Origin of the sequence: Flavobacterium sp. (assembly GCF_013823965.1) — a bacterium.
In the GTDB taxonomy this organism is placed as follows: Bacteria; Bacteroidota; Bacteroidia; order Flavobacteriales; family Flavobacteriaceae; genus Flavobacterium.
The window spans coordinates 58,062-83,897 of sequence record NZ_PNNA01000012.1; the positions used below are offsets into that span (position 1 = coordinate 58,062).

General features: G+C 37.7%; 24 protein-coding genes. 15 read left to right on the top strand and 9 right to left on the bottom strand.

The annotated features are described in order from the left end of the window. Positions 1-96: 96 nt before the first annotated feature. The 3 genes from C0430_RS01345 to hemL are packed head-to-tail and all read left to right on the top strand — an operon-like array spanning position 97 to position 3,147. A complete protein-coding gene (locus C0430_RS01345) occupies positions 97-1,002 on the top strand; it encodes a pyridoxal-phosphate dependent enzyme (RefSeq protein ID WP_290864692.1) in 906 nt (301 codons plus the stop codon). Further along, positions 995-1,855 (top strand): glucosaminidase domain-containing protein, encoded by an 861-nt coding sequence (locus C0430_RS01350; protein WP_290864694.1) that lies wholly within the window; start codon positions 995-997, stop codon positions 1,853-1,855. The genes C0430_RS01345 and C0430_RS01350 overlap by 8 nt, the downstream gene beginning before the upstream one ends. Positions 1,856-1,860: 5 nt before the next feature. Further along, positions 1,861-3,147, top strand: a complete 1,287-nt coding sequence (gene hemL, locus C0430_RS01355) for a glutamate-1-semialdehyde 2,1-aminomutase (RefSeq protein WP_290864696.1) — start codon at positions 1,861-1,863, stop codon at positions 3,145-3,147. A gap of 75 nt (positions 3,148-3,222) precedes the next feature. Here hemL and C0430_RS01360 read toward each other — a convergent pair whose 3' ends face one another. Further along, complete coding sequence (locus C0430_RS01360) at positions 3,223-3,687, bottom strand: hypothetical protein (RefSeq protein ID WP_290864698.1); 465 nt, start codon at positions 3,685-3,687, stop codon at positions 3,223-3,225. 197 nt (positions 3,688-3,884) lie between these two features. On the opposite strand from C0430_RS01360, the gene C0430_RS01365 reads away from it, so the two are divergent. The 8 genes from C0430_RS01365 to C0430_RS01400 all read left to right on the top strand — a co-directional run bounded on the left by C0430_RS01365 (position 3,885) and on the right by C0430_RS01400 (position 11,218). Then, entirely contained in the window at positions 3,885-4,367 is a 483-nt protein-coding gene (locus C0430_RS01365) for a c-type cytochrome (RefSeq protein WP_290864700.1), read from the top strand. A 32-nt stretch (positions 4,368-4,399) separates the two neighbouring features. Continuing rightward, positions 4,400-6,376: a Sec-dependent nitrous-oxide reductase gene (gene nosZ, locus C0430_RS01370; protein ID WP_290864702.1), complete on the top strand. Its 1,977-nt coding sequence runs from the start codon at positions 4,400-4,402 to the stop codon at positions 6,374-6,376. A gap of 61 nt (positions 6,377-6,437) precedes the next feature. Next, positions 6,438-7,457, top strand: a complete 1,020-nt coding sequence (locus tag C0430_RS01375; protein WP_290864704.1) for a nitrous oxide reductase accessory protein NosL — start codon at positions 6,438-6,440, stop codon at positions 7,455-7,457. Positions 7,458-7,502: 45 nt separating this feature from the next. After that, positions 7,503-8,726, top strand: a complete 1,224-nt coding sequence (locus C0430_RS01380; protein WP_290864706.1) for a nitrous oxide reductase family maturation protein NosD — start codon at positions 7,503-7,505, stop codon at positions 8,724-8,726. 101 nt (positions 8,727-8,827) lie between these two features. Next, entirely contained in the window at positions 8,828-9,220 is a 393-nt protein-coding gene (locus tag C0430_RS01385) for a four helix bundle protein (RefSeq protein WP_290864708.1), read from the top strand. A 70-nt stretch (positions 9,221-9,290) separates the two neighbouring features. Continuing rightward, entirely contained in the window at positions 9,291-9,998 is a 708-nt protein-coding gene (locus C0430_RS01390; RefSeq protein WP_290864710.1) for an ABC transporter ATP-binding protein, read from the top strand. 69 nt (positions 9,999-10,067) lie between these two features. Then, a complete protein-coding gene (locus C0430_RS01395; RefSeq protein WP_290864711.1) occupies positions 10,068-10,835 on the top strand; it encodes an ABC transporter permease subunit in 768 nt (255 codons plus the stop codon). 11 nt (positions 10,836-10,846) lie between these two features. Beyond that, positions 10,847-11,218, top strand: a complete 372-nt coding sequence (locus C0430_RS01400; RefSeq protein WP_290864713.1) for a group III truncated hemoglobin — start codon at positions 10,847-10,849, stop codon at positions 11,216-11,218. Positions 11,219-11,345: 127 nt separating this feature from the next. Here the strand turns inward: C0430_RS01400 and C0430_RS01405 are convergent, their stop codons facing one another. The 4 genes from C0430_RS01405 to C0430_RS01420 all read right to left on the bottom strand — a co-directional run bounded on the left by C0430_RS01405 (position 11,346) and on the right by C0430_RS01420 (position 16,295). Then, positions 11,346-11,900: a fasciclin domain-containing protein gene (locus C0430_RS01405; protein WP_290864715.1), complete on the bottom strand. Its 555-nt coding sequence runs from the start codon at positions 11,898-11,900 to the stop codon at positions 11,346-11,348. Positions 11,901-12,080: 180 nt separating this feature from the next. Beyond that, complete coding sequence (locus C0430_RS01410; protein WP_290864717.1) at positions 12,081-14,321, bottom strand: nitric-oxide reductase large subunit; 2,241 nt, start codon at positions 14,319-14,321, stop codon at positions 12,081-12,083. A gap of 151 nt (positions 14,322-14,472) precedes the next feature. Next, positions 14,473-15,702: a hypothetical protein gene (locus tag C0430_RS01415; protein WP_290864719.1), complete on the bottom strand. Its 1,230-nt coding sequence runs from the start codon at positions 15,700-15,702 to the stop codon at positions 14,473-14,475. Next, positions 15,702-16,295, bottom strand: a complete 594-nt coding sequence (locus C0430_RS01420) for a Crp/Fnr family transcriptional regulator (RefSeq protein WP_290864721.1) — start codon at positions 16,293-16,295, stop codon at positions 15,702-15,704. Before C0430_RS01420 ends, C0430_RS01415 begins: the two co-directional genes overlap by 1 nt. A gap of 122 nt (positions 16,296-16,417) precedes the next feature. On the opposite strand from C0430_RS01420, the gene C0430_RS01425 reads away from it, so the two are divergent. From C0430_RS01425 to C0430_RS01435, 3 genes are all read left to right on the top strand, one after another. Then, positions 16,418-16,813, top strand: a complete 396-nt coding sequence (locus tag C0430_RS01425; protein ID WP_366559281.1) for a hypothetical protein — start codon at positions 16,418-16,420, stop codon at positions 16,811-16,813. An 81-nt stretch (positions 16,814-16,894) separates the two neighbouring features. Continuing rightward, positions 16,895-17,734, top strand: coding sequence for a hypothetical protein (locus C0430_RS01430; protein ID WP_290864723.1), 840 nt, complete (start codon positions 16,895-16,897; stop codon positions 17,732-17,734). A 60-nt stretch (positions 17,735-17,794) separates the two neighbouring features. Beyond that, the gene (locus tag C0430_RS01435; protein WP_290864725.1) at positions 17,795-19,807 is read left to right on the top strand and encodes a TonB-dependent receptor; all 2,013 of its coding nucleotides are present in this window, start codon (positions 17,795-17,797) and stop codon (positions 19,805-19,807) included. Positions 19,808-19,842: 35 nt separating this feature from the next. On the opposite strand, the gene nadB is transcribed toward C0430_RS01435, so the two are convergent. Together nadB and nadA are read right to left on the bottom strand one after the other, a co-directional pair. After that, on the bottom strand, positions 19,843-21,378 hold the full coding sequence (gene nadB, locus C0430_RS01440) for an L-aspartate oxidase (protein WP_290864727.1): 1,536 nt from the start codon (positions 21,376-21,378) through the stop codon (positions 19,843-19,845). Beyond that, on the bottom strand, positions 21,378-22,307 hold the full coding sequence (gene nadA / locus C0430_RS01445) for a quinolinate synthase NadA (RefSeq protein ID WP_290864729.1): 930 nt from the start codon (positions 22,305-22,307) through the stop codon (positions 21,378-21,380). Before nadA ends, nadB begins: the two co-directional genes overlap by 1 nt. Before the next feature lie 251 nt (positions 22,308-22,558). Between nadA and C0430_RS01450 the strand changes: the two genes are divergently transcribed. Then, the gene (locus C0430_RS01450) at positions 22,559-24,370 is read left to right on the top strand and encodes a hypothetical protein (protein WP_290864731.1); all 1,812 of its coding nucleotides are present in this window, start codon (positions 22,559-22,561) and stop codon (positions 24,368-24,370) included. Between the two features lie 451 nt (positions 24,371-24,821). Here the strand turns inward: C0430_RS01450 and C0430_RS01455 are convergent, their stop codons facing one another. Together C0430_RS01455 and C0430_RS01460 are read right to left on the bottom strand one after the other, a co-directional pair. Then, entirely contained in the window at positions 24,822-25,274 is a 453-nt protein-coding gene (locus tag C0430_RS01455) for an Rrf2 family transcriptional regulator (protein ID WP_290864733.1), read from the bottom strand. Positions 25,275-25,297: 23 nt separating this feature from the next. Beyond that, a partial coding sequence (locus tag C0430_RS01460) for an anaerobic ribonucleoside-triphosphate reductase activating protein (protein WP_290864735.1) occupies positions 25,298-25,836 on the bottom strand: 539 nt, incomplete at its 5' end.

Consider the following 25,836-nt stretch of genomic DNA (forward strand, 5'->3'; position numbering starts at 1 on the left):
TAATATCCTAAATGGTATTTGCAACTTTACCGCAACAAACCCCAACAAATAATTCAATCATTTTGTGTCGTATATTTGTACCAAATTCTATTTGTTTTGCAAGAAATACCAACTCAAAAAATACAATTATCTACAAATAAAGTCTCCGTTTTCATAAGAAGGGAAGACCTCATACATCCTTTTATCTCCGGAAACAAGTTTCGAAAGCTAAAATACAATTTGCAACAAGCAAAATCCGAAAACCAGGAAACACTGCTCACTTTTGGCGGAGCATTCTCAAACCATATTGCAGCCACCGCTTTTGCAGGAAAAGAATATGGATTCAAAACCATCGGAATCATTCGTGGAGATGAGTTGAGAGACAAAATCTCGGAGAATCCAACCTTGCAATTTGCACAGGAATGTGGAATGCAATTCAAATTTATCACTCGAGAAGCCTATCGTCACAAAACCGAAGCCCATATTTTAGACAATCTAAAACACGAATTTGGAAGTTTTTATCTTGTTCCCGAAGGTGGAACCAATGAATTCGCCGTAAAAGGTTGCGAAGAAATTCTAACCAAAGAAGATGTCCAATTCGATTTTGTTTGTTGTGCCGTTGGCACAGGAGGAACAATTTCGGGAATAATAAACAGCATATTGCCGCATCAAAAAGTTTTAGGATTTCCAGCATTGAAAGGAGACTTTTTAAAAGAAGATATTCGTAAATTTGCCCAAAAGGATAATTGGGAAATAATCACCAAGTATCATTTTGGAGGTTACGGCAAAGTGAATTCGGAATTGATTACTTTTATCAACCAGTTTTATGCAGAAAACAAGATTCCTTTGGATTCTATTTATACGGCCAAGATGGTTTTTGGCGTTATGGATTTAATTAACAAGAATTATTTTCCAGAGCATTCAAAGATTTTGCTCATTCACACAGGCGGAATTCAAGGAAATGCAGGAATGAATTTGAAACTAAAAGCAAAAAAATTACCATTAATAGATTGCAATGACTAAAATAAATGCCCTCTTAATATTAGTACTGCTTTTCGTAAGTTGCAATACGAACAAGTCAGTGATTCAAACCACCAAGAAAGGTTCAAAATCCAATACTTCATTGACAAGAACAGCAAAGAAAGAATCTGTTGACCATAAATCCACTACAAAACCAAGGCAAAATTACAATCAAAATACGGAAATCCTCGAAGCTACAACTCGGGTGAAAGTGACCAACGAAATGGTCTTGGCCTATATCGAAAATTACAAAGGAGTAGCACAAGCAAATATGGAAAAATATGGAATTCCGGCGAGCATAATTTTGGGACAGGCAATCCTGGAATCCGGTTCCGGAACGGGAGCATTAAGTGTCCAGGCCAATAATCATTTTGGTATAAAATGCCATAAAGATTGGTTGGGACAAACCATAAAATATGACGATGATGCCGTCGATGAATGTTTCAGAAAATATTACAATGCTTCCGATTCATTTCGAGATCACGCTCTTTTTTTAACCAGCAAATCCCGATACGCGTCACTATTTGAATTAGACAAAACAGATTACAAGGCTTGGGCCAAAGGATTAAAAGCTGCGGGATATGCCACGGACGCACAATATCCAGCCAAGTTAATTGGTTTAATCGAGCGATATCAATTGTATAAATATGATATTGGCGGCAAAGGCAAAATACAGGAAACAGAAATCAAAAGCGTGGAAATCCCCATGGAAAAGCAACGATATGTCGTTGTAAAAGGAGACACTTTATACTCTATTTCCAAAAAATATAATATTCCCATCGAAGAATTAAAAAGACAAAACAATCTTTTTGAAAACGCCATTTCGATAGGGCAATCAATACTAATAGAAAAATAAAAAATATGTTGTATCAAAGAAGCAGCCAGCTTTTTGCTGAAGCGGAAAAAGTAATTCCAGGAGGCGTAAATTCTCCAGTTCGTGCCTTCAAGGCAGTTGGAGGAACGCCAATTTTTGTCAAAAGTGCCAAAGGGGCTTATTTATTTGACGAGGACGGGAACAAATTAATAGATTACATCAATTCTTGGGGGCCAATGATTTTGGGACACGCATTTCAACCCGTCGTGGATGCCGTGACAGAGAAAGCTAAATCGGGAACTTCTTTCGGAATGCCAACCGAACTGGAAACTCAAATTGCCGCCTTGGCAGTTTCCATGGTTCCAAATATTGATAAAATCAGGTTTGTCAATTCAGGAACCGAAGCTTGCATGAGCGCGATTCGTTTGGCTCGTGGATTTACCAAAAAAGACAAAATAATCAAGTTTGCAGGTTGCTACCACGGACATTCCGATTCATTTTTGATACAAGCCGGAAGCGGTGCCATTACTTTTGGTTCTCCAAATAGTCCTGGCGTAACTGCAGGAACGGCAAAAGATACTTTGTTGGCAAAATACAATGATTTAGAAAATGTGACCACATTAATCGAAGCCAACAAAAACGAAATTGCCGCCATAATCGTGGAGCCAGTTGCGGGAAACATGGGTTGTATTCCACCTAATAAAGGGTTTCTTGAAGGCTTGCGCCAATTGTGTTCAGACAATGGAATCCTTTTGATTTTTGATGAGGTAATGACGGGATTCCGGCTTGCCAGAGGCGGAGTTCAAGAATTATTCAACATCAATGCCGATATTGTCTGCTTTGGAAAAGTAATTGGTGGAGGTTTGCCCGTGGGTGCTTTTGCTGCCAGAAACGAAATTATGAATTATTTGGCACCATTGGGGCCGGTGTATCAAGCAGGAACTTTGTCGGGAAATCCGTTGGCCATGGCAGCAGGTTTGGCCATGTTGCAAGCCTTGGACAAGGATCGCGAAATTTTCAAAAGATTGGAAGAAAAAACAGCTTATTTGGCAGCTGGAATCGACAAAGTTTTAAAAGCAAACCAAGTGGATTTTACCCTCAATAGAGTGGGGTCCATGATTTCTGTTCATTTTGATGCCGCTCCCGTATTCGATTTTCAAACTGCCGCAAAAGGAGACAACGAAACCTTCAAAAAATTCTTCCACGGATTGTTGAAAGAAGGAATTTATATTGCGCCATCGGCTTATGAAACTTGGTTTATCACGGACGCCCTTTCTTATGAAGACCTGGATTTTACCATTCAAGCCATTGATAAAGTTTCAAAAACATTTTAATATTGGACAAAAAAAACTTCCGGGAACCACACCGGAAGTTTTACTAACCAACCTATTTAACTAACTATTATTTTTTTAACCCTTTTTTTGTTGTTTTTCTGGATGCCCGCCTTGATGATTTTCTTGACGATTTTCCATACGGTTTCCTTTATGCTCTTCTTTTAAAGCTGTCCATTTTTCAAATTGTTTTTCAGTAAGAATTTTTTGCATTCTTTTTTTTGTGGCAATTTGTTCGTCAAGCATTTTGCTTTGCATGGCAAAACGCTCTTCGCTAGTAGGTTTTGTGCCTTTTTCCTTCATTGCTTTCATTGCCGTTCTATGAGCCTCCATTTTGGTATTCTTGTCAGTAATAAAGGCTTTTATTTCTTTTTGTTGCGATTCATTCAAGTCCAATTCCAGAGTAAGTTTTTTTACTTGTAGTTCACTTCTTTGTTCTGGAGTAAATTGTTCCATCCCATTTCTTTGATGTCTATTGTTTCTTGGTTGTGCCATTATGGTTATCCCAGCCATAAGGAAAGTCATTAAAATTATTTTTTTCATTATGTTATGTTTTTTAAGTTATAATGATAAGACGCAGAAGAAAGTTAAAGGTTTAATGATTAACAAAAAATTATGCTTTTTGCCTTGAAATCAAGTGTTTAATTATTGAAAATATTTTTTTTCAAGTATGATTGCAATCATAATAAATCGGTTAAAGTATTGCCAAATTTGTACAAGAAATTTAAAACCTAACTTTTATGTACAAATTATCATTATTTATTGTTGCACTAATTATGTTTACTTCTTGTGGTAAGAAAGAAAACGCAACCGAGGACTTTTCGACTGGAGCAAGTCCAGAAGCGACTACTGAAACTGCGGCAGATCCGTCTACGTATGATCCAAATAGAGGTTTGGGAAAATATAGTTCTGTAGATTTAGGCGACAAACTCGATGTGGCCATGGCTGCCGAAGGCGAAAAAATCCAATCCGTTAAATGTTCGGCTTGTCATAAATTGACAGACGAAAAATTAGTTGGTCCAGGTTGGAAAGGAGTTACGGAACGTAACAAACCCGAATGGATTATGAACTTCATCACTAATCCAGACCCGATGATTGACAAGGATCCTAAACTTCAAGCCCAACTGGAACTTTGTTTGTTGCGTATGCCTAATCAATCACTTACTGATGTAGACGCAAGAAATGTTCTAGAGTTTATGCGCAAGAATGACGGTGTCAAATAGCAATAAGAAAACCAATTAATAACCAGTATATTATGAAAAATAAATTTTTAAAAGCGACTCTAGCCGTTGCATTGGTGGCTGCCTTGTTTTCTTCTTGTAAGCCCAAAAATTCAGGAGATGTCGTGAGTGGAGATGCTGCGCAAAAAGCATATGTGGCTCCCGGAAAATATGACGAATTTTACAATTTTGTTTCGGGTGGTTTTAGCGGTCAAGTAAGTGTTTACGGATTGCCAAGCGGAAGATTGTTAAGAGTGGTTCCTGTTTTTTCGGTAGATCCCCAAAGCGGTTATGGCTACAGCGAAGAAACGAAACCTATGTTGAACACATCGCACGGTTTTGTGCCTTGGGATGATCAACACCACGTTGAAATGTCTCAAACTAATGGCGAAGTTGATGGACGTTGGCTTTTTGCCAATGCCAATAATACGCCAAGAATTGCGCGTCTGGATTTGAAAACATTCAAAACTACCGAGATTATCGAGTTGCCCAACAGCGCCGGAAATCACTCTTCGCCTTTTATTACCGAAAACACGGAGTATGTAGTTGCTGGAACACGTTTTAGCGTTCCGCCAGATAATGCTAATGGTGATGTGCCAATCAATACCTACAAGAAAAACTTCAAAGGATATTTAAGTTTTGTAAAAGTAGGCAAAGAGGGTCAAATGGATCTTTCTTTCCAAATTGAAGCTCCAGGTGTAAACTTTGATTTAAGTCACGCCGGTAAAGGCAAATCTCACGGTTGGTTCTTCTTCTCTTGTTACAATACCGAGCAAGCGAACACATTACTTGAAGTAAATGCTTCCCAAAAAGATAAAGATTTTATCATGGCGGTAAACTGGAAAAAAGCAGAAGAATACATCAAAGCGGGTAAAGGGAAAAAAGTGCCTGCAAAATATGCACATAATACTTGGGACGAGAAAACCCAAACTGCCAAATCTGAAATGAAATCGGAAGTATTGGTTTTAAGCGCCAAAGAATTGAAAGACATTTGCTATATGATTCCTTGTCCAAAATCGCCTCACGGTTGTGACGTGGATCCAACGGGAGAATACATTGTAGGAAGTGGAAAATTAGCGGCCTTGATTCCTGTTTTCAGTTTCGACAAATTGCAAAACGCCATCAAAAACAAACAATTTGACGGAGATTATGACGGTATTCCAGTGGTGAAATATGAAGCAGCTTTGCATGGCGAAGTTCAAAAACCAGGTCTTGGACCATTGCACACCGAATTTGACGGAAAAGGAAATGCGTATACCACTTTCTTCGTTTCTTCTGAAGTGGTGAAATGGGACATCAAATCATTGAAAGTATTGGATAGAGTTCCAACGTATTATTCTGTGGGTCACTTGTGTATTCCTGGTGGAGACAGCAAAAAACCATTCGGAAAATACTTGATTGCTTACAATAAAATTACCAAAGACAGATACTTGCCTACCGGACCAGAATTGGCCCAAAGTGCGCAGATATTTGACATTAGCGGCGACAAAATGCAGTTGATTTTGGATTTCCCAACCATTGGAGAACCACATTACGCACAAGCAGCTCCAGCTGATTTGATCAGAAACAACGGCCAGTTGAAATTCTACAAAATAGAAGACAATCACCATCCATTTGTGACCAAAGGAGAAAAAGAAGCAAAAGTGGTTCGAGAAGGAAATAAAGTACATGTTTACATGACTTCCATTCGTTCCCACTTCGCATCGGACAACATCGAAGGAATAAGGGTAGGTGATGAGGTTTATTTCCATGTAACCAACTTGGAGCAAGACTGGGATGTTCCTCACGGATTTGCCATAAAAGGAGCAGATAATGCCGAGTTATTGATAATGCCTGGGGAAACCACCACATTGAAATGGGTTCCTAAAAAAGTGGGTATCTTCCCATTCTATTGCACCGATTTCTGTAGTGCTTTGCACCAAGAAATGCAAGGATACGTAAGAGTATCTCCAGCAGGAAGCAATGTACCGTTGACTTTTAGCGTAGGTACAAACCTTCCAGCCACTAAATAAATAATTTCTTTAATATAAAGGGAACAAAGTCTCTTTGTTCCCTTTTTTTATACCAATAGTTATGAATACTTCAAAAATATCTTTGTTTTCAAAAGTAGTTCTTTTGGTGGTGAGTGCCTTATTTTTTGCTTCTTTGTTGTTCCCAATGTGGAGAATTGAACTCGAAGCGCCCCAATATCCCGAGGGATTGATTTTGCAATTGCATGCCAACAAAATTGGTGGCGACGTGCAAGTCATCAACGGATTGAATCATTATATAGGAATGAAAACCTTGCATACTGAAGACTTTCCTGAATTTCAAATATTGCCTTATATCGTTGGCTTTTTTGGACTATTTGCTCTGGCAATGGTTTTTGTAAACAAAAGAAAAGGCGTGATAATTTTGTTTTCGTCTTTTATACTTTTCGGGATTTTGGCTGGAGTGGATTTTTACAGATGGAACTACGAATACGGACACAATCTTGATCCAAATGCCGCAATTGTGGTGCCAGGAATGGCGTATCAACCACCGTTGATAGGATATAAACAGCTGCTCAATTTTGGCGCTTTTTCCATTCCGGACATTGGTGGTTGGATGTTGATTGCCGCGGGAATATTGTTGTTTGTTATCGTGGCAAAAGAAAAACATTTGATAAATAGAATTTTTAGAAAGCCCAAAATTGATGCTGTTTTAGTTTTGTTGTTGTCTTTTTCCTTTTTGTCTTGTGGTGATTTTAAGGTAGTTCCCATCAAATTGAATGCAGATAATTGCGATTTTTGTAAAATGAGTATCGCCGACGGGAAATATGCAGCCGAAGTTATTACCCAAAAAGGAAGAGTGTATAAATTTGACGACATAATGTGCATGGTAAATTATTGTAAAGAAAATACCAATACAAAAATGCAGGCTTTTTATGTAAATGATTTCAGTCAAGACAATAATTTAATTCCAGCCGAAACCGCTTTTTTCCTTTCAGGAGGAGACATTCAAAGTCCAATGCACGGTGGAATTATTGCTTTTTCTAAAGAAAAGGATGCCCAAGAATTTGGAACAAAATTGAATGCAAAACCAATTGCTTGGAATACCATTATAACAAAATAATCTTTGTCAAAGTTCTAAATTTCACAAAGATATTTTTCACAAACAATGAAAAAACTCCTTTACATATTCCTGTTTTTTTCCTCGTTTCTTCAAGCTGCCGTGATTGAAGTTGGATCCAATAAATCCATAAAATCAATCAAGAAAGCCATCGCATTGGCCAAAGTGGGCGATACGGTTTTGGTGCACAAAGGCTTGTATAAGGAAGGAAACATTATCATCAATAAAAGAATCGTTTTTATTGGCAAAAATTATCCCATTCTGGATGGTCAAAAAAAACATGAAGTCTTGTCCATAAAAGCCGATGGCGTAATTATAAGAGGATTCAAAGTCGTAAAATCGGGTTATGCCACGCTCGAAGACCCTTGTGGAATCAAGGTCTACAACAAAAATAATGTCATTATCCAGAACAATATTCTCGACGATAACTTCTTTGGAATTTACATTCAAAACGGTTCAAATTGCGTTGTAAAAAACAACAAGATTAAGGCTTATGGCAAAGAAGAACAACGCATAGGCAACGGAATTCACTGCTGGAAAAGTGATAAACTCCAGATTATTGCCAATAACATTATTGGTCATCGCGACGGAATTTATTTTGAATTTGTGACCAATTCAACAATTAAGGGTAATTTTTCATCAAAAAATGTCCGCTACGGATTGCATTTTATGTTCTCCAATGACGATGCCTACATTTCGAATGTTTTTAAAAACAATGGTGCAGGTGTTGCCGTGATGTTTACCAAAAGAGTCAAGATGATAAACAATCATTTCGAGGAAAATTGGGGCGATGCCGCTTACGGATTGTTCCTGAAAGAAATCTCGGATAGTTACATCATTGGCAACAAATTTTCCAAAAACACTTCGGGGATTCACATGGAAGGAACGACACGGATTTCGGTCGAAAAAAATGTTTTTGAAGCCAATGGATGGGGAATGAAAATCCAAGCCAGTTGTATGGAAAATGAAATAAAAAACAATAATTTTTTGGGGAACACTTTTGATATCAGTACCAACGGAAGTCTGGTTCTCAATACCTTCAACAGCAATTATTGGGACAAATACGAAGGCTATGATTTAGACAAAAATGGAGTGGGAGACGTGCCGTTTCATCCCTTGAGCTTGTTCTCCGTCATTACCGAAAACAATCCATCGGCGATGTTGCTTTTCAGGAGTTTTATGATCACGCTTTTGGATAAATCCGAGAAAATTTTGCCCAGTATCACGCCAGACAATTTTATTGACAAAACCCCATTAATGAAAAAGTTGTAGAGTTGAAGGTTGCGGGTTTCGTGTTGTGTGTAGCTCCATAATTTTTGGAATATTGTTATTAATGAGTAAACTTGTAGAAAGAAACTTTCAACTAAAAGGATATGGCTACAATTAACACATTTGAAGAATTGGAAATATGGCAATTAAGCAGGGAAATTTGTCAAGATGTTTGGGATTTGTTTGAAAAAACAACGCTAGGTAAAGATTTTGAATTAAAAAATCAAATGAACCGATCTTCGGGTTCCATAATGGATAATATTGCCGAAGGGTTTGAAAGAAATGGCAGAAGAGAATTTATCAATTTTTTAAGTTATTCCAAAGGTTCTTGTGGTGAATTAAGATCTCAATTGTATAGGGCATTTGATAGAAAGCATATTAATAATGATGAGTTCGAATTTTTAAAAATAAAGACTTTAACCGAAAGTAAAAAAATAGGAGCGTTTATGTCTTATTTGGTAAAGTCTGACAATAAAGGGAGTAAGTTTGATAAATAGTCTCGGGTTAAAGGATGCGAGTTCAATCCGCAACTCGCAACCCGTAACCCCCCAACCAGTAATTAAAAAAATGATAGCAATACAAAATATATATAAAAAATTCGGAAAATTAGAAGTTTTGAACGATGTCAGTCTTACTTTCAACAAAGGAGAATGCATTGCGCTAATTGGTCCAAACGGTTGTGGAAAAACCACTTTGATTAAAAGTATTTTGGGAATGGTCATTCCCACCAAAGGCGATATTTTATTTGACGAGAAATCGATTCTCAAAAAATACAGATACCGCGACCAAATTGGATATATGCCGCAAATAGGGCGTTATCCCGATTATATGACGGTGGGTCAAATCATCGAAATGATCAAAAAAATTAGAAATTCCGATGAAGTTTTGGATGAAGATTTGATCCAGGCTTTTGAACTCGAAAAAATATTCGACAAACAAATGCGAACACTTTCTGGCGGGACAACCCAAAAAGTGAGTGCCATTTTAGCCTTTTTGTTCAATCCAGATGTGTTGATTTTGGACGAACCAACGGCAGGATTGGATCCATTGGCATCCGAAATATTGAAGGAAAAAATTATCAAGGAACGAGAAAAAGGAAAGCTCATCTTGATTACTTCCCATCTTTTGAGCGAACTCGACGACATGATCAGCCAAATTATTTTTATGCAAGAAGGCAAAGTCCATTTTCATAAAAGCATCGACGATTTATTGGAATCAACAGGAGAACAGAAAATTTCAAAAGCAATTGCCAGTATTTTGAAGTCAAATAACTAAATATAAATTAATCTCATTTCGGCTCCCTCTTCTTTGGAGAGGGTTGGGGTGAGGAAAAAAACGAAAGCAATGAACAGAATCATTAAAATCATATTTCTAGACATTTTAAAAAACAAGATTGTATTGGCTTACACCTTGATTTTGGCCCTGCTTTCCTGGAGTTCTTTCGGATTGGAAGACAATTCAGCCAAAGGATTGCTCACGATTTTGAACGTAATCTTGTTTACGGTTCCCTTGGTTTCCATTCTTTTTGCCACGATTTATTTGTACAACAGTGCCGAATTTATCGAGCTTTTGTTGAGCCAACCCATAAAAAGAAGAAAGATTTGGCTAAGCCTGTTTCTAGGATTGTCGCTGTCAATGGTGGCCGCTTTTTTTATGGGAGCAGGAATTCCACTTTTGGTCAATGCGCCAGATAGCGTTGGGATAATGATGTTGGTTGTGGGCTGCTTGATTTCCTTGATTTTTGTGGCTTTGGCATTTTTGAGTTCGATTCTTACCCGGGACAAAGCTAAGGGAATAGGAATTTCCATAATGACGTGGCTGTTTTTTGCCCTGCTTTTTGATGGATTGGTTTTGTTCTTGTTGTTTCAATTTTCGGATTATCCCATCGAAAAAGCAATGGTGGCAGTTACGGCTTTCAGTCCCATAGATTTGGCACGAATCCAAATTTTGCTGCATCTTGACGTTTCGGCTATGATGGGTTATACTGGCGCTATTTTCAAGGATTTTTTCGGTACTGCATTGGGATTGACAGTTTCATTTTTGTTGTTGTGTTTGTGGGTAATTATTCCGTTTTGTGTTTCGCTAAAGAAGTTTAAAAACAAAGATTTGTAAAAAGTTAAAAAATGAAAACAGATATCAAAAATAGGGCAGATATTGAAAAATTGGTAACTATTTTTTATGGTAGAGTGATGAAAGATCCAGCAATCAGCTACTTTTTTAATGATGTGGCCAAAGTAAACTGGGAGAATCATTTGCCTAAAATGTGTGATTTTTTTGAAAACATTTTACTGTCTTCCGGGAATTACGATGGAAATCCAATGTCTGCACACGAAGAATTGCACAAAAAAAGTGAAGTAAAAGGAGAACATTTTCATTACTGGAACACCTTGTTTGATGCCACGGTCGATGAATTGTTTTCAGGTGCAAAAGCGGATGAAATCAAGCAAAGAGCCACGAATATAGCTGCGGCAATGATGCAAAAGGCGCATCGATAATTTTTTTGTAAAATTCGAGCAGTCGAGAATCATTGTAAGAAGTAGAGTGTAATTATTTCCATAAAAAAAGCGTGAGTTGCAACAACTCACGCTTTTTTATTTAACCTATAGAAGCGAATTAATAATTTTATTTTGGAAGCAATACATCGCCAATTACGTGGATAATTCCGTTTGATGTTGGAATGGAAGCTACAATTTCTGAACCGTTGACAAAGGTTTTGTCTCCTTTTTTAGTGATTTTTACTTTACCTCCAAAGACCATGTCAAACTCCTGGCCATCTTGCATGTATTCTGTTTTCAAAGTACCCACATAAGTGTGATAGCCTAAAATATTAGCCAAGTCTTCCTTTTTCTCTGGTTTCAACAAACCTTCAACAGTTCCGGCAGGAAGTTTGTCGAAAGCGGCATTGGTTGGTGCAAAAACGGTAAATGGTCCGGCATTGCTTAACGCATCTACCAATCCGGCAGCTTTTACGGCGGTAACCAGTGTAGTGTGGTCTTTACTTCCCGCTGCAACCTGCACAATGTTTGGTGCAGAAGTTTCGTCTTGTACTCCTGATTGTCCCGTAGCTTGTGCTTCGGTGGTGGTGGTTGTGGTTTCTGTTGCGGATTCGCTATTTTGTTTGCAGCCAAAAACGGCAACAAAACTGGCGATTAACATCAATTGGATAGTTTTTTTCATAATTAAAATACTTAAGTTTATGAAGCAAAGCACTTAATTTTCAAACACTTATTTTATGAGTGCAATCATAAAAAGGCTTGTTTTTAACCTTTTTTTAAATAAAATCCAATTTCTAAACTTAAAGTAGAGTAACCTAAAAAAGCAATACATTGACCTTTGCGAATGTATTGCAATTTTCTTTTATTTATTGGTTTTGTTTTTCAAAGTTAAATCGAATACGAACCAGGCAAAGGCCACGATTCCAATTCCGAAGATGCTGTCTCCGATTGCACGAAGCCATTTCAAGAATACCATTGTTGGTTCCTGCATCAATTCAGAGGAACGGGCATACCACATTCCTTTTTCGATGCTTTCAATCGCTTGCCAAATTCCTATCGGCAACAAACTCAACATCGCCATCAAAAACAAACCGATGTTTAATGACCAGAAAGTAGTTCCAATCAGTTTGTTGTTCCATTGTACATTTCGGTACAAGCTTCTCAAAACGAATAATATCAATCCAATTCCAAGCATTCCATAAACTCCAAACAAAGCAGTGTGTCCGTGCAATGGCGTGGTATTCAATCCTTGAACATAGTACAAGGCAATTGGTGGGTTGATTATGAATCCGAAGATTCCAGCTCCAAGGAAATTCCAGAATGATACCGCAACCATAAAATAGATGGGCCATTTATAATCATCTATCCATTTTGTCGATTTGGAAAGTTTGTAATTATGAAATGCTTCATAACCGATAAGTGTCAAAGGCACGATTTCCAAAGCGCTAAAAGTAGCTCCCAAAGCCATCACGGCACTTGGAGTTCCGGTAAAATACAAGTGGTGAAAAGTTCCCAAAATTCCCCCAGACATAAATATGATGGTGCTAAATAAAACATTGAGCGTTGCCGTTTTTGTTTTCAAAAGCCCCAGGCGGACAAAAAGGAAAGCAATTACAACCGTTGCAAAAACTTCGAAGAATCCTTCAACCCAAAGATGGACAACCCACCATCTCCAATATTCGGCAATGGCAATATTGGTTTGTCTTCCCCACATCAATCCTGCCGAATAGAAAAGGGCAATGGCAGAACAGGAAATCAAAAACATGATAATCAAGTTTTTTTCTTCGGTCTTTCTTTTTAATATTGGCAAAAGCGGACGTACCATCAATGCCAACCACAAGAAAAGACCAACAAGCAAGAATATTTGCCAGAAACGACCCAAGTCCACATATTCGTAACCTTGATGACCAAACCAGAAATTCTCGATTAGATTTAGTTTTTGCATTACTCCAAACCATTGTCCTACCATGGAACCCACAACAATAATCAACAAGGCGATAAACAGGAAGTTTACTCCGAAACATTGAAATTTGGGGTCTTTGCCGGAAACCGCGGGAGCAATGTACAATCCTGTGGCAAGCCAAGCAGTGGCAATCCAAAATATGGCCAATTGGGTGTGCCAAGTTCTCGTTACGGCATAAGGCAAGATTTGGTCTAGTGGAATTCCATAAAAACCGGCACCTTCAACACCATAATGGGCCGTAATGATTCCCAACAACATTTGCACAATCATCAACAGGCTAACCACCCAGAAATATTTCTTTATCAAATGCATTGATGGCGTCATTCCTTGTTTCAAAAGCGGATCTTCCGCAGGAGTGGGCAAGGTTTCGTCCTCTCCTGATTTTGCGTGGTAAAAGACCAATAGTCCGATACACAAAATCAACAAAATGATGCTTACTCCGGACCAAGCCATTAAATCGGTGGTGGCTTTGTTTCCAACCAAATCATCGGCAGGCCAGTTGTGCGTATAGGATACGTCTGAATTGGGACGTTCAGTAACCGTTGCCCAAGTTGCCCAAAAGAAGAAGGCATTCATTTTGTGCATTCTCGCTTCGTCTTTGATGGAATTTTTGGGGATGGCATAATCTTTTCGCAGTTTGTCAAATTCTGGCGCACCCATGAACAAGCCTTTGTAATAGTTGCTCAAATACTTGATGGCCAAAACCCTGTTTTGTGAAATGGTTATGGTTTTTGTGTTCTCGTCATATTTGTTCTCACGCAAATCTGCCTGCAAACGAATTTTCAATGCCGCTTGTTTTTCCTTGTCCAAAGCATCAAAATTCTTTCCAAAGTCTTTGTTGGCATAAATATTCAAGATAAAAACAGCTTCCCTGTGAAGCCAATCGGCTGTCCAATCCGGTGCAACATAAGCTCCGTGACCCCAAATGGTTCCCACTTCCTGGCCACCCATACTTTGCCAAATATTTTGGCCGTCTTTGATTTCCTCTTCTGTAAAAACAACTTCTTTGTTTTCCGAAATTATTTTTTCGGGAACAGGAGGAGCCTGTTGGTAAATTTCGTGGCCATAATAACCCAAAACGCAAAAGGATATGATTGTGACCAATGCAAAACCAATCCATAATTTCTTTTCTCTACTCATTGTGTTTGTTTTTTATTCTTAATGATAATGCAAATATATAAAAACAAAATAATAGTGGACAAATTTATCTACTATTATTTTTTTGAAAAATTAAATCCATAAAAAAAGCCTTTCTAAAAGGCCTTGGTTATAATTTGTTTTGTTCGGGAATTTATAAGGGAGGATTGTTTTTAATTTTTTTTATGGAAAAATGGGCGATGGTTCCAATTCCAATCAATAAAATAATGGCGATGCCAAAAAGGATGTAATTCACGTAAGGAATTGGGATGTAGCTAAAGGAAGCCAAGCCTTGAATCGCCAAAACGATTTCGTTCAACAAGACGCCAATCGAAAATACGAGTATTCCATATTTTATATTTTTGTTGATGATAATCAAATGATTGGAATAGATGTAAAACAATACAAACAGGGTGATTATGGCCAATAAAACCAGATGCAAATAGGCTATGACGATGGGTCTAAAGCCAAAAGCCAACTCACTGAGCAAAGGAACTGTCGATCCCAATTGCAGTAATAATTTGATGCTCAAGGCAAAACTCACGAACCACAAAACGTATCGCAATAATGGAGAAAAATTTTCCAGGGAATCTTTCCTTGTTTTTACTAAAATTATCAAAAGTTTGAACCATGCAAAAACTTGGATTATGGCAGCGATAACTGTAATTACATAAAGCCAAACAGGTAAGTCTAGCCAAAGCGTGGACAAAAAATATGCTGGAACACAAGCTGCGGTAAATAATTTGAACGAAGTTTCATAAAAGGAATGTTCGGATTTTCGAAGGTTAAAAAAACCGAAAGCCAAGCCCATGCAAGCAAAGAAAAACCAGCCGTTGTACTGGAAATGCAGGTAAAAATAAATCGAGGAATGATACAAATCCAGCACGACATTTTTGCTCGCCATCATGTAAGCCAGATAAAAAGTGCCCAATGAGGAAATGACATTGAAAAACACGGCCGCTTTTAACCAACTTTTTGCCATGCAATCAGCATCCAATACTTTTATATCCTTGATAAATCGGTAGGCAAAAACATAGGAAACGAATATGGATGCCGTGGACAACACGATAGAAACCAATCCATAGCCTTCGATGATGAAGGAAACCAGCATTCCGTAGGAACAAATCAGGTTGGCAATGATGATGGATTTGTATTTATTTCCGTTGAAATTTGTGATTTTTGTTTGAAGGAAATAGACCATCAACGCCATTAAAGTATGACTTAGCCAACCCGCAAAAGCAAAATGGGAATGGGAATGTTGCAAGTGTTTTTGGTCTAAATACGGAAATTCGAAACCTATTTTATAGCGCATCAAAACACCAAGAGCGGCAACAATGCAAAGGTTTAGCAACGAAATTTTCAACCAAAATTTGATCTTCAACATTAATAATATATTTTGTGATTGATAATTTCCACTTTATTGTTTTTGTTCATTTGGGCAAAAACCCGAATAACGGTTTCTACCCTCAATCCGGTATAATTGGCGATTTCTTGACGGGTGTAAGGAACCAAGATTCTTTCATTGGTGCATCCTGATTTTTTCTTGAACGAATTTAAAAAAGCGATAATTCTAAATTCGGGTTTTTGATTGATGATTTCTTTTGATGTCTTTGATTTTGCATGAATTTTTTGGGCAAATAAAAACAAAAAGAATTTCTGGATTGACGGATATTCATCCAAGATTTTAAAAAACTTGTCCTTTGATAATTTTATGATGGTACAGTCTTGAATCGTTACGGCTTTAGAAGGATAAGTTTCGTTGATAAACAATGGTGGTTCGCCAAAACCGTCTCCTTTGCAAAAAATACCTTGGGTAAATTCCTTGCCTTCGTCATTCGAATTGAATAATCTTACACTTCCATCAAGAATTTGATAGTAAAAATTAGCTACTTCATCTTCATCAAAAATAATTTCATTTTTCTTGTATTTTTTGGCAACAGCGCCCCAAGAATAAAGTAAATCAATATCTATTTGCATAACTGATGTTGGGTAAATTTATGTATTTTTCGTAATTTACTTGGCAAATACATCTTATGGCCACAAATTTAATTTTTATAAAGTTAAAAAAAATATGACCGGAATCATAAAAATAATTTTAATTGAAGGCCTATATTTGTGTCGTGAAAAATGTTTTATTCCTTTTAGCGTTGTTTATGTTATTAAAACCGGTGCTTCCGGTCATAGACTATGTTGTTAATTACGAATATATTTCCAAGGTGCTTTGTGTCAATAAAGCCAAGCCCAAAATGCATTGCAACGGTAAATGCCATTTGATGAAAGAGCTTGCCAAAACTTCAGAAAATGACGCTCCAATTTCTTCCGATAAAAAAGTGCCTTCACGACAATTTGAAGTTTTGTTTTTGGAGGAAATCAAATCTTTCAAAATTGCTCCCGTTTATTTTTTCGAAACAGAAAAAACAAACAGCAACTATTCTAATTTATACTTTCGTTTGAATAGTGCTTCGGTTTTTCATCCGCCGATTTTCATTTCATAATTTTTCAAGTTTTTACAGTGACTTTATTCGATAATGATACTATCGACGGGTCTTTTATTATCAAAATTTAAAAAATATAAAATGAAAATTTTAAGAATACTGCCATTGGTTTTAGTAGCCATTTTTGCTTCATGCACTTCAGATAATGGGGCAACATCAATCGACGAATTAGAGGGCTTGACCAAGTTTAAAGAAATCTCGAACACGACCCATACCATAGAATTATACAAACATATGGGCGGTTTGGAGCAAGGTTTTAACGAAATTGCATTGAAAATCAAGGACAAAACAAGCAATCAATACATAACAAATGCCACCGTTTCCTGGATGCCTTTGATGCACATGACAATGATGACACATTCTTGTCCTAAATCACCGGTGACAAAAATGTCAACAGACGGAGCTGTTTATGAAGGATACATTGTTTTCCAAATGGCGCAAAACGCCACGGAATATTGGGATTTAAAAATTGACTACACCATCAATGGCACAGCCTATACCGTAACGTCAGTTATTGATGTTCCTGCTTCCGCAAAACAAAGAGTGACTACTTTTACAGGTTCGGACAATGTGAAATATATTGCGGCTTACGTAGATCCACATCATCCAAAAGTGGGAATCAACGACATGGTGGCCGGGGTTTGGAAAATGCAAGACATGATGACTTTTCCGGTTGTGGATAATTTCAAGTTGAAAATTGATCCAAGAATGCCAAGTATGGGCAATCACAGTTCTCCCAACAATATGGATTTAACCCAAACAACTGCCGGTAATTTATACAACGGAAAATTGTCGTTGACCATGACCGGTTTGTGGAAAATCAACCTGCAATTGGTGAATGCTTCGGGAACTGTTTTAAAAGGAGAGACCATCACTGATGCTGTTCCTGCAAGCAGTATTTACTTTGAAATAGAGTTTTAAAAACATAAAAATCTGTGCTAAGGTCTGAGCTTTGGCACAGATGATTTTACAATTTTCAAAATGAAAAACGTTATAATTTCCATAAGCTGTTTTCTTGTTTTTTCAGTGATTTTTGCGCAAGAAAAACCTGCCGATACCTTAACTCCAAAAGAATTGAAGGAAGTGATTGTCATTGGCAAAAAAGCACAATTGTATCAAAAACAAGCCAAACCCTTGGCTTCGATTGATGAATATCTGCAACAATCCACCAAAGTGGACATGATTCGGCGAGGCAGTTATGCTTGGGAACCAATGATTAACAGCATGACGACCGAAAGAACCTTGGTCACCATTGACGGAATGCGTGTTTTTGGAGCTTGCACCGATAAAATGGATCCGATTACTTCCTATGTCGAGGTTTCCAATCTGTCGGAAGCCACCATAAAATCAGGTCAGCAAGGCAGCTGTCATGGTTCAACCATAGGCGGTTCGATAGATTTGCAAAGAAATCGCAGCGGATTTTCGGATTTGGGTTGGAATGCTTCCATGAACACGGGTTTTGAAACCAACAGCCAGCAAAAGATTTTGGGTTCGGCCGTAAATTATGCGGATAGTTCGTTTTATGTCGATACCGATTTCATGTTTCGGGATGCCGGGAATTATACCGATGGAAATGGTCAGGAGGTTTTGTTTTCGCAGTTCCGCAAATTCAATGTTTCGGCAACTTCCGGTGTTTCTTTGACCGAAAATAAATTACTGGAAGGTTCGATAATTTATGATAAAGCGACCGATGTGGGTTATCCGGCCTTGCCGATGGATGTATCCTTGGCGGAAGCATTAATCACCTCCTTGAAATATGAATATGTTCCAAAATCAGGGATGATAGCTTCGAACCTCGCAATGACAAATTGGGAAACCAAAATATACTACAATACCATCACCCACAAAATGGATGATACCAAGCGACCTTCGGTTCCCATTCACATGGATATGCCGGGTTGGAGCGACACTTTCGGGTTTTATTCTAAAGTGAAAGGAATTTTCAAAAGTCACCATTTTGTGGCCGACTTGAACTCGTTTTACAATCGGTCCGTTGCCGAAATGACGATGTATCCAGCGGATTCCAACGAAAAATTAATGTTTATGTACACTTGGCCAGACGTGAAAACGTTTTATTCGGCTTTGTTTTTGGAAGACAATTTGGCATTGAATGACCGTTCGAGTTTGAAATTTTCCGGAAGTTTGGCGAATCATTTTAACGAAGTTGCCAGTCAATTGGGTTTGGAAAGTTTGCAGATTTTTTATCCCGATATGAAAGACAGCAAAACCCGAATTCTAAAAAGCATTTCTTCCAATTATTTGTTTGATAAAAATGGTTTTTCTTATGGTTTTGGGTTGGCGTATGGCGAACGTGCTCCGTCGGTTTCCGAGGGTTATGGATTTTATTTGTTCAATAGTTTTGACCGTTACGACTACATTGGAAATCCTGGATTGCGTAACGAAAATTCAATGGAAGGAAACGTTTCTGTTGGTTATAAAACTCAAAAATGGAGTGCGAAAATGTCGTCTTCCTACTTTCATGTTTCCAATTATATCGTGGGAAAACCAGACGAGACTTTGGTTCCAATGACCATTGGGGCCAGCGGTGTAAAAATCTACACGGCATTGGATTATGCCACCATTTTCAATGCCGACTTGAATTTAGAATACCAGTTTTCAACTGATTGGAGATGGAAAGGGCAATTGGTTTACAGTTATGGCAAAGATTTCGAAGACAAAAATTTGCCTTTCATAAGTCCGTTGCGATATTCTTCTTCCTTGAATTTCAAAAAGCATAATTTTTCGTCGGAAATTGCCGTTCAGGGAAATGCCACTCAAACGCAATACAGTCCTTTTTATGGAGAAGACAGAACGCCATCGTATGCCATTTTGAATTTTGATGCGGGATATTCCTTTGCTTTTTATAAAGTGAAATGTAGTGTAAAAGCTGGAATCGAGAATATTTTCGATACTTATTATTCCACTTTTTCAGATTGGAACAACATTCCCAGAAAGGGAAGAAATTCCTTTTTGAACGTTGCTTTTGGATTTTAAAAGAACTAAAAATACTATGGATGTCAGTTCTGTGTTTACGATTTTTTTGGATTAATTTTTACAAATCCACCACGATTTTCGTCACGATTAATGGATTGTTGAACGATTAAGCTACCAATGGTAATCATGTTTTGCAATTCATACAATTCAGGATTTACGTTGTGGCTTTTTATTTGTTCTTCCACCTCGTTTTTCCAATGGGAAAGTTGTTCTTTGGCTTTAATCAAATCGGTGTCGTTGCGTACAATTCCTGCATTTTGACGCATCAAAAGTTGTAACTCTGCTTTGGTTTTGACCACATAATCAGGATTGATTTCGGGTTTCGAAGTCGGTTTCCAATCTGTAACGGTTCCAGTAAATGTGTTTTTTTCTAAAGGATGATTTTCTAAATAATGGTATATTTTATCCGAATACACCAAGGCTTCCAAAAGGGAATTGGAGGCCAAACGATTCGCGCCGTGCAATCCGGTTCGGGAACATTCGCCACAAGCAAACAAGTTTTCCACGGAAGTTTTTCCGTTTTTGTCCACCACGATACCGCCACAAAGGTAATGTTGGGCCGGAACCACGGGAATCCAATCTTTGGCAATGTCGATACCAACACTTTTGCAGTGCTCATAAATCATCGGGAAATGTTTTTTGAAACCTTCCAAATCCAAATGGGTGCAATCTAGATATACGCAATCATCGCCCGTTTTCTTGAGTTCCAAATCGATGCTTTGCGAAACAATGTCGCGTGAAGCCAAATCGCCACGGGAATCATAATCAGGCATAAAGCGATGGCCTTTTTTGGTACGCAAATAGGCGCCAAAACCACGAACGGCTTCCGAAATCAAGAACGAAGTTCCGGTGGAAGCATTGTATAAAGTAGTGGGGTGAAACTGGATAAATTCCATTTCTTTGATAACTGCATTGGCTCTATAAGCCATTGCAATTCCATCGCCTGTAGCAATTACTGGGTTGGAGGTGTGTCCATAAAGATGCCCAATTCCGCCAGTGGCCAGTAAGGTAAAATCGGATTGAAAAGTGAGTACTTCCTTTGTTTTCTGGTCTAAAACATAAGCTCCCAAACAGTTGTTGTTTTCAGTAATCAAATCAATCGCCAAATGATAATCTAAAACCGTGATATTTTCTTTTTGATGTACTTGGGATAAAATAGCCCGTTGAATCTCTTGTCCCGTTTGGTCTTTATGATGAACAACCCTGTTTTCGGAATGGCCGCCTTCTTTGCCCAAGTCCAAGGTTCCTTGGTTGTTTTTGTCAAATTTGGCGCCCCATTCAATCAATTCCTTTAATCGTTTCGGTCCTTCGGTGATGACCATTTTTACCACTGATTCGTCGCACAAACCGTCGCCACAAATCAAGGTATCCTGAATGTGTTTCTCGTAGGAATCGTCGATTTTGTCGGTGACAATTGCAATTCCTCCTTGGGCATAGCGAGTGTTGGATTCGTTTTCGTTTGCCTTGGTGACAATTGTTATTTTTTTGTCTGGAAATCGCTCGGCAATTTTAACGGCAAAAGTCAATCCTGCCACGCCGGAACCGATGATTAGGTAATTGGTTTGGATCATTATTTGGATAATTCAAGCATGCGTTCGATGGGAACCAATGCTTTTTTCATAATATCTTCTGGAACAGTTATTTCTGGAGTTTCGTTGAGCAAACAATCGTACACTTTTTGCAGAGTGTTCATTTTCATGTAACCGCATTCGCTACAAGCGCAAGTGTTGTCCTCGTTTGAAGGAGCTGGAATCAATATTTTTTCGGGAACTTCTTGTTTCATTTTATGAAGAATTCCAGCTTCGGTGGCCACGATAAATTTGTTGCTTGGGTCTTTTTTTACAAAATCAATCATCCCGGCAGTCGAACCAATGTAGTTGGCCGTTTTGAGGATATGCGTTTCCGATTCCGGGTGCGCAATGATTTTGGCGTCTGGATTTTCTTTGTAAAGCGCAATCAGTTTGTCTAATGAAAAAGCTTCGTGCACCACGCAAGAACCGTCCCAAAGCAACATTTTGCGGCCTGTTTTTTCCATCACATATTTACCCAAGTTTTTGTCCGGAGCAAAGATGATGGGTTTGTCTTTTGGGATGGATTCCACAATTTTTACGGCATTGGACGAAGTAACCACGATGTCGGTCAAGGCTTTTACTTCGGCGGAACAATTCACGTAAGTGATGACAATATGGTCGGGATGTGCTTCGGTAAATTTTTTGAATTCTTCCGGAGGACAGGATTCGGCAAGCGAACAACCTGCTTTCAAATCGGGAAGGATTACTTTCTTGGACGGGTTTAATATTTTTGCCGTTTCGGCCATAAAATGCACACCCGCAAAAAGGATAATGTCGGCATCCACTTTCATCGCTTCTTGGGACAATCCCAAGCTGTCACCCACATAATCTGCCACATCTTGAATATCGGCTTCCTGATAATAATGCGCCAAAATAACTGCATTTTTCTCTTTTTTCAGTTCCAGTATTCGTTCTTTAAGACTTTTCATCTTTAATCAATTTTATTGTCCTGTTATTAAATATTTTCTGCAGCTAACAGAAATGATATTGTCGCAAAGATACGCATATTTAAAAAACAATAAATTGAAAAATAGTTATGTAATTCCTTTTTTTGATAAATTATTTTTAATGTCGCAATGGTTTTTTAATTCTGGAAAAGGGATTATGACATTTATCAGGTTTTATGCTAAAGGCTTTTACGACCTTTGTCGCTCATATTATAATAAACCAAATTTTACGCATGACAACAACAAAACCGTTACATACTTTTCACATTCCCGTTATGGGATTGGCGTTCACGATCGATAGTCCTATTCGAGTGGCAAAGTATGGCATTTCCTCAGTAGTTTCAATCGCTGATGATGAATTAATTGAAAAAATGAGGGCTTTTTACAGCCAGAAATTCGACATTCCTTACCACGAAATCACCAAAAAAATTCATGATTATCGTGCAGAAAGAATTACGTCTTATTTAAACTTGGTTGACAAAATCGTAAAAGAAAAATTCGAAAGTTTCAAAACAGAATTGGCCGAAAGCAAAGTAGCTTTGGAAAATTATATCGCCATGTTGCCTAACAAATCCGAAATTAAAAAAGGATTGGAAAGCTTGATGGATGATGGAATTGCATTCAAGGAAAACATTAAACATTACCTTGAAACCAATCTTTCTCCTGGAGAAATCGACGTGAATATCATGACCAAACTGGACAAGGATAATTTTGTCAAAGACGAACAATTGCCGGTAGAGTTTAATGATGCACACGCCGCGCTTCGTGGGTTTGCCAATAGTAATTTGACTTCTTCGGTGGTGCTTTCTGCTGGGATGAATCCAAGATTATTCGCTTATTTCGAAAATTTTTCTGCTTTTTTTCCAGATTTCAACAATAATCTTAAAAAGAAAATTATCCTCAAAGTGAGCGATTTTCGTTCAGCGATGATACAAGGGAATTTCTTGGCCAAAAAAGGGCTTTGGGTTTCGGAATATAGAATTGAATCCGGATTGAATTGTGGTGGGCATGCATTTGCTACCGATGGTTTTTTATTGGGGCCAATATTGGAAGAATTCAAACAGAAAAAAGACCAATTAGTACAATCGGCACACGATTTAATGGTGAAAGCCTTGGGTCAAAAAGAATTATACGCGCCTGAAACACCATTGGATTTAAAAATTACCGTTCAAGGTGGCGTTGGAACTGCCGAAGAGCATAATTTTTTGATAGATTATTACAACGTGGATTCCGTGGGTTGGGGGACACCATTTTTATTGGTTCCTGAAGCCACTTCAGTTGACGCCGAAACACGTGAATTATTGATGAACGCCAAAGAAAAAGATTTGTATTTGAGTCATATTTCGCCATTGGGAGTTCCGTTTAACACTTTGCGAGGCACTACTAACGAAATGTTCAAACAAAAACGTATTGATGACAATAAGGCGGGAAGTTCTTGTCCCAAACGATTTTTGGCGCTAAGCAAAGAATTTGGTGCGGAAGGAATTTGTACTTCTTCGAAAAAATATCAAGACGTGAAATTGAGAGAATTAGCCGAAATAAAAGACACTTTGTCGGCTTCAACTTTCGAAAAAATGAAATTTAACATTACCGAAAAAGCGTGCCTTTGTGTAGGTCTTGCCAATGCGTCCTATTTAGAAAACGACATCAAAATTACGGGACAATCCCAAGGCGTGATCATTTGTCCTGGACCCAATATGGCTTATTTTGACAAGGAAGTTTCCCTTTCTAAAATGGTGCAGCACATTTATGGCAATGCCACGGTGATGATGGATGCCAATCGTCCGAATCTTTTCCTCAAGGAATTGAAAATGTACATTGATTATTTGATGAACGAAATCAGTGAAACCACTGCAGATTTAACTGCGAGCCAAATTAAAAAATGGAACGCATTCAAAAATAATATGATTGAAGGAATTGGATATTATCAAACAATGTTTTCATCTTCCCATTTCTTGGAAGATCGCATTGCCGAGATTCAAAACCAACTCAAATCATATAAAGCAAAAATAGTTGAAATTAAAATACCTGAATTAGTAGCTTAAGATCTTATTTTCGATATTTGCTTAAGGAAACAAGCCTGCTTAATTACATAAGTGGGCTTGTTTTTTTGTTGGAATTTTATTTTTTATGCAAAAGGTAGTGGTTGTTTTTTCTCTTTTTGAATATTAGAAAACGGTAGCGATAAACTATTGTTTTAAAAAGGAATTTCCTGTTTTAATGTCCAACGCGAGTTCTGCTAGGTAGGTGTTGATATGTATGGATGCCAGTTCGGCTCTAATTGCCTTGAATTTGTGATACAGCGGACAAGGATGATTTTCTGAGCAAAGGTTTATTCCCAAGCCGCAACCGGTAAAACGGAGTCGCCATCAATAGCGGTAACAATTTGCGCCAGAATGATTTTTTGAATGGTTTCTTTTGAAAAGAGGGTTTTTATAAATTAAGCAACTATTGAGACGTAACCGCTTATTCAAAAAAATATTTTCATTTTGTAAATTAATGTTTTTTCCTATCCCAGTTATTCAAAAAAGAATCCCCTGATTTGATGTCTATGGCGAGTTCTTCTAGATTGGAGCTGATCAACATCGATACTATTTCACTTCTGATTTCCTTGAATTTTTCGTGTACGGAGCAATGGTGAATTTCAGAGCATTTGCCAAGTCCTAAACCGCAACACGTAAAAATGGAATCACCATCTATGGCAATTACAATTTGGGAAAGCTTGATTTGGTTTAGAATTTCTTTTGGAATTTCAAAACCGCCACCTATTCCTTTAACGGAATAAACGAGATTGTTTTTGACCAAAGTTTGTAAAATTTTGGCAGTAAATGATTTTGGGGAATCAATTTTTTCGGCAATATCTTTTACGGTAACCCTTTTGTCTTGATAAGATTGCGAGGCTATGAAAATAGAAGCCCGAATGGCGTATTCGCATGTTTTTGAAAACATTTTTTTTAATATTTGAAATTAATTTATTCTCTTAAAACAATTTTTATTGTTGGTGTTGCTAATTTTTCGCAATCAATTCTATTGTTGGAATGACCCAGTTTTGAAAGCGTTTTCACATTATTTTTAAAATATTGAATGTAATAATTGCCTGCATAGTTCTTGAATTCCAAAAAACGAATCATTTCCATCAAATCCTCTTCTGTCAACAAATCAGAATGATAAGTGGTGCGAACCTCAAAGGGAATTCCAGATTTTTGAATCACGTCCAAAGTTTTTTCAAAAGGTTCGTACAAATCTGATTTTGTGATGGCTTTAAATTTGGATTTTGGTCCTTTAAAATCCAAGGCAACATAATCAATTAGTTTCTGGTTTAGCAATTGCTGCGTCACGTCAGGAGAACTTCCGTTAGTGTCAATTTTTACCAAAAAACCCATTTTTTTGACTTCGGCAATTAGCGGAATGATGTTTTTATGCAAAACACATTCTCCGCCACTGAAAACTACGGCATCCAACAAGTTTTTTCGCGAATGCAGAAACGAAAGAATTTCTTCAAAAGAGAGCC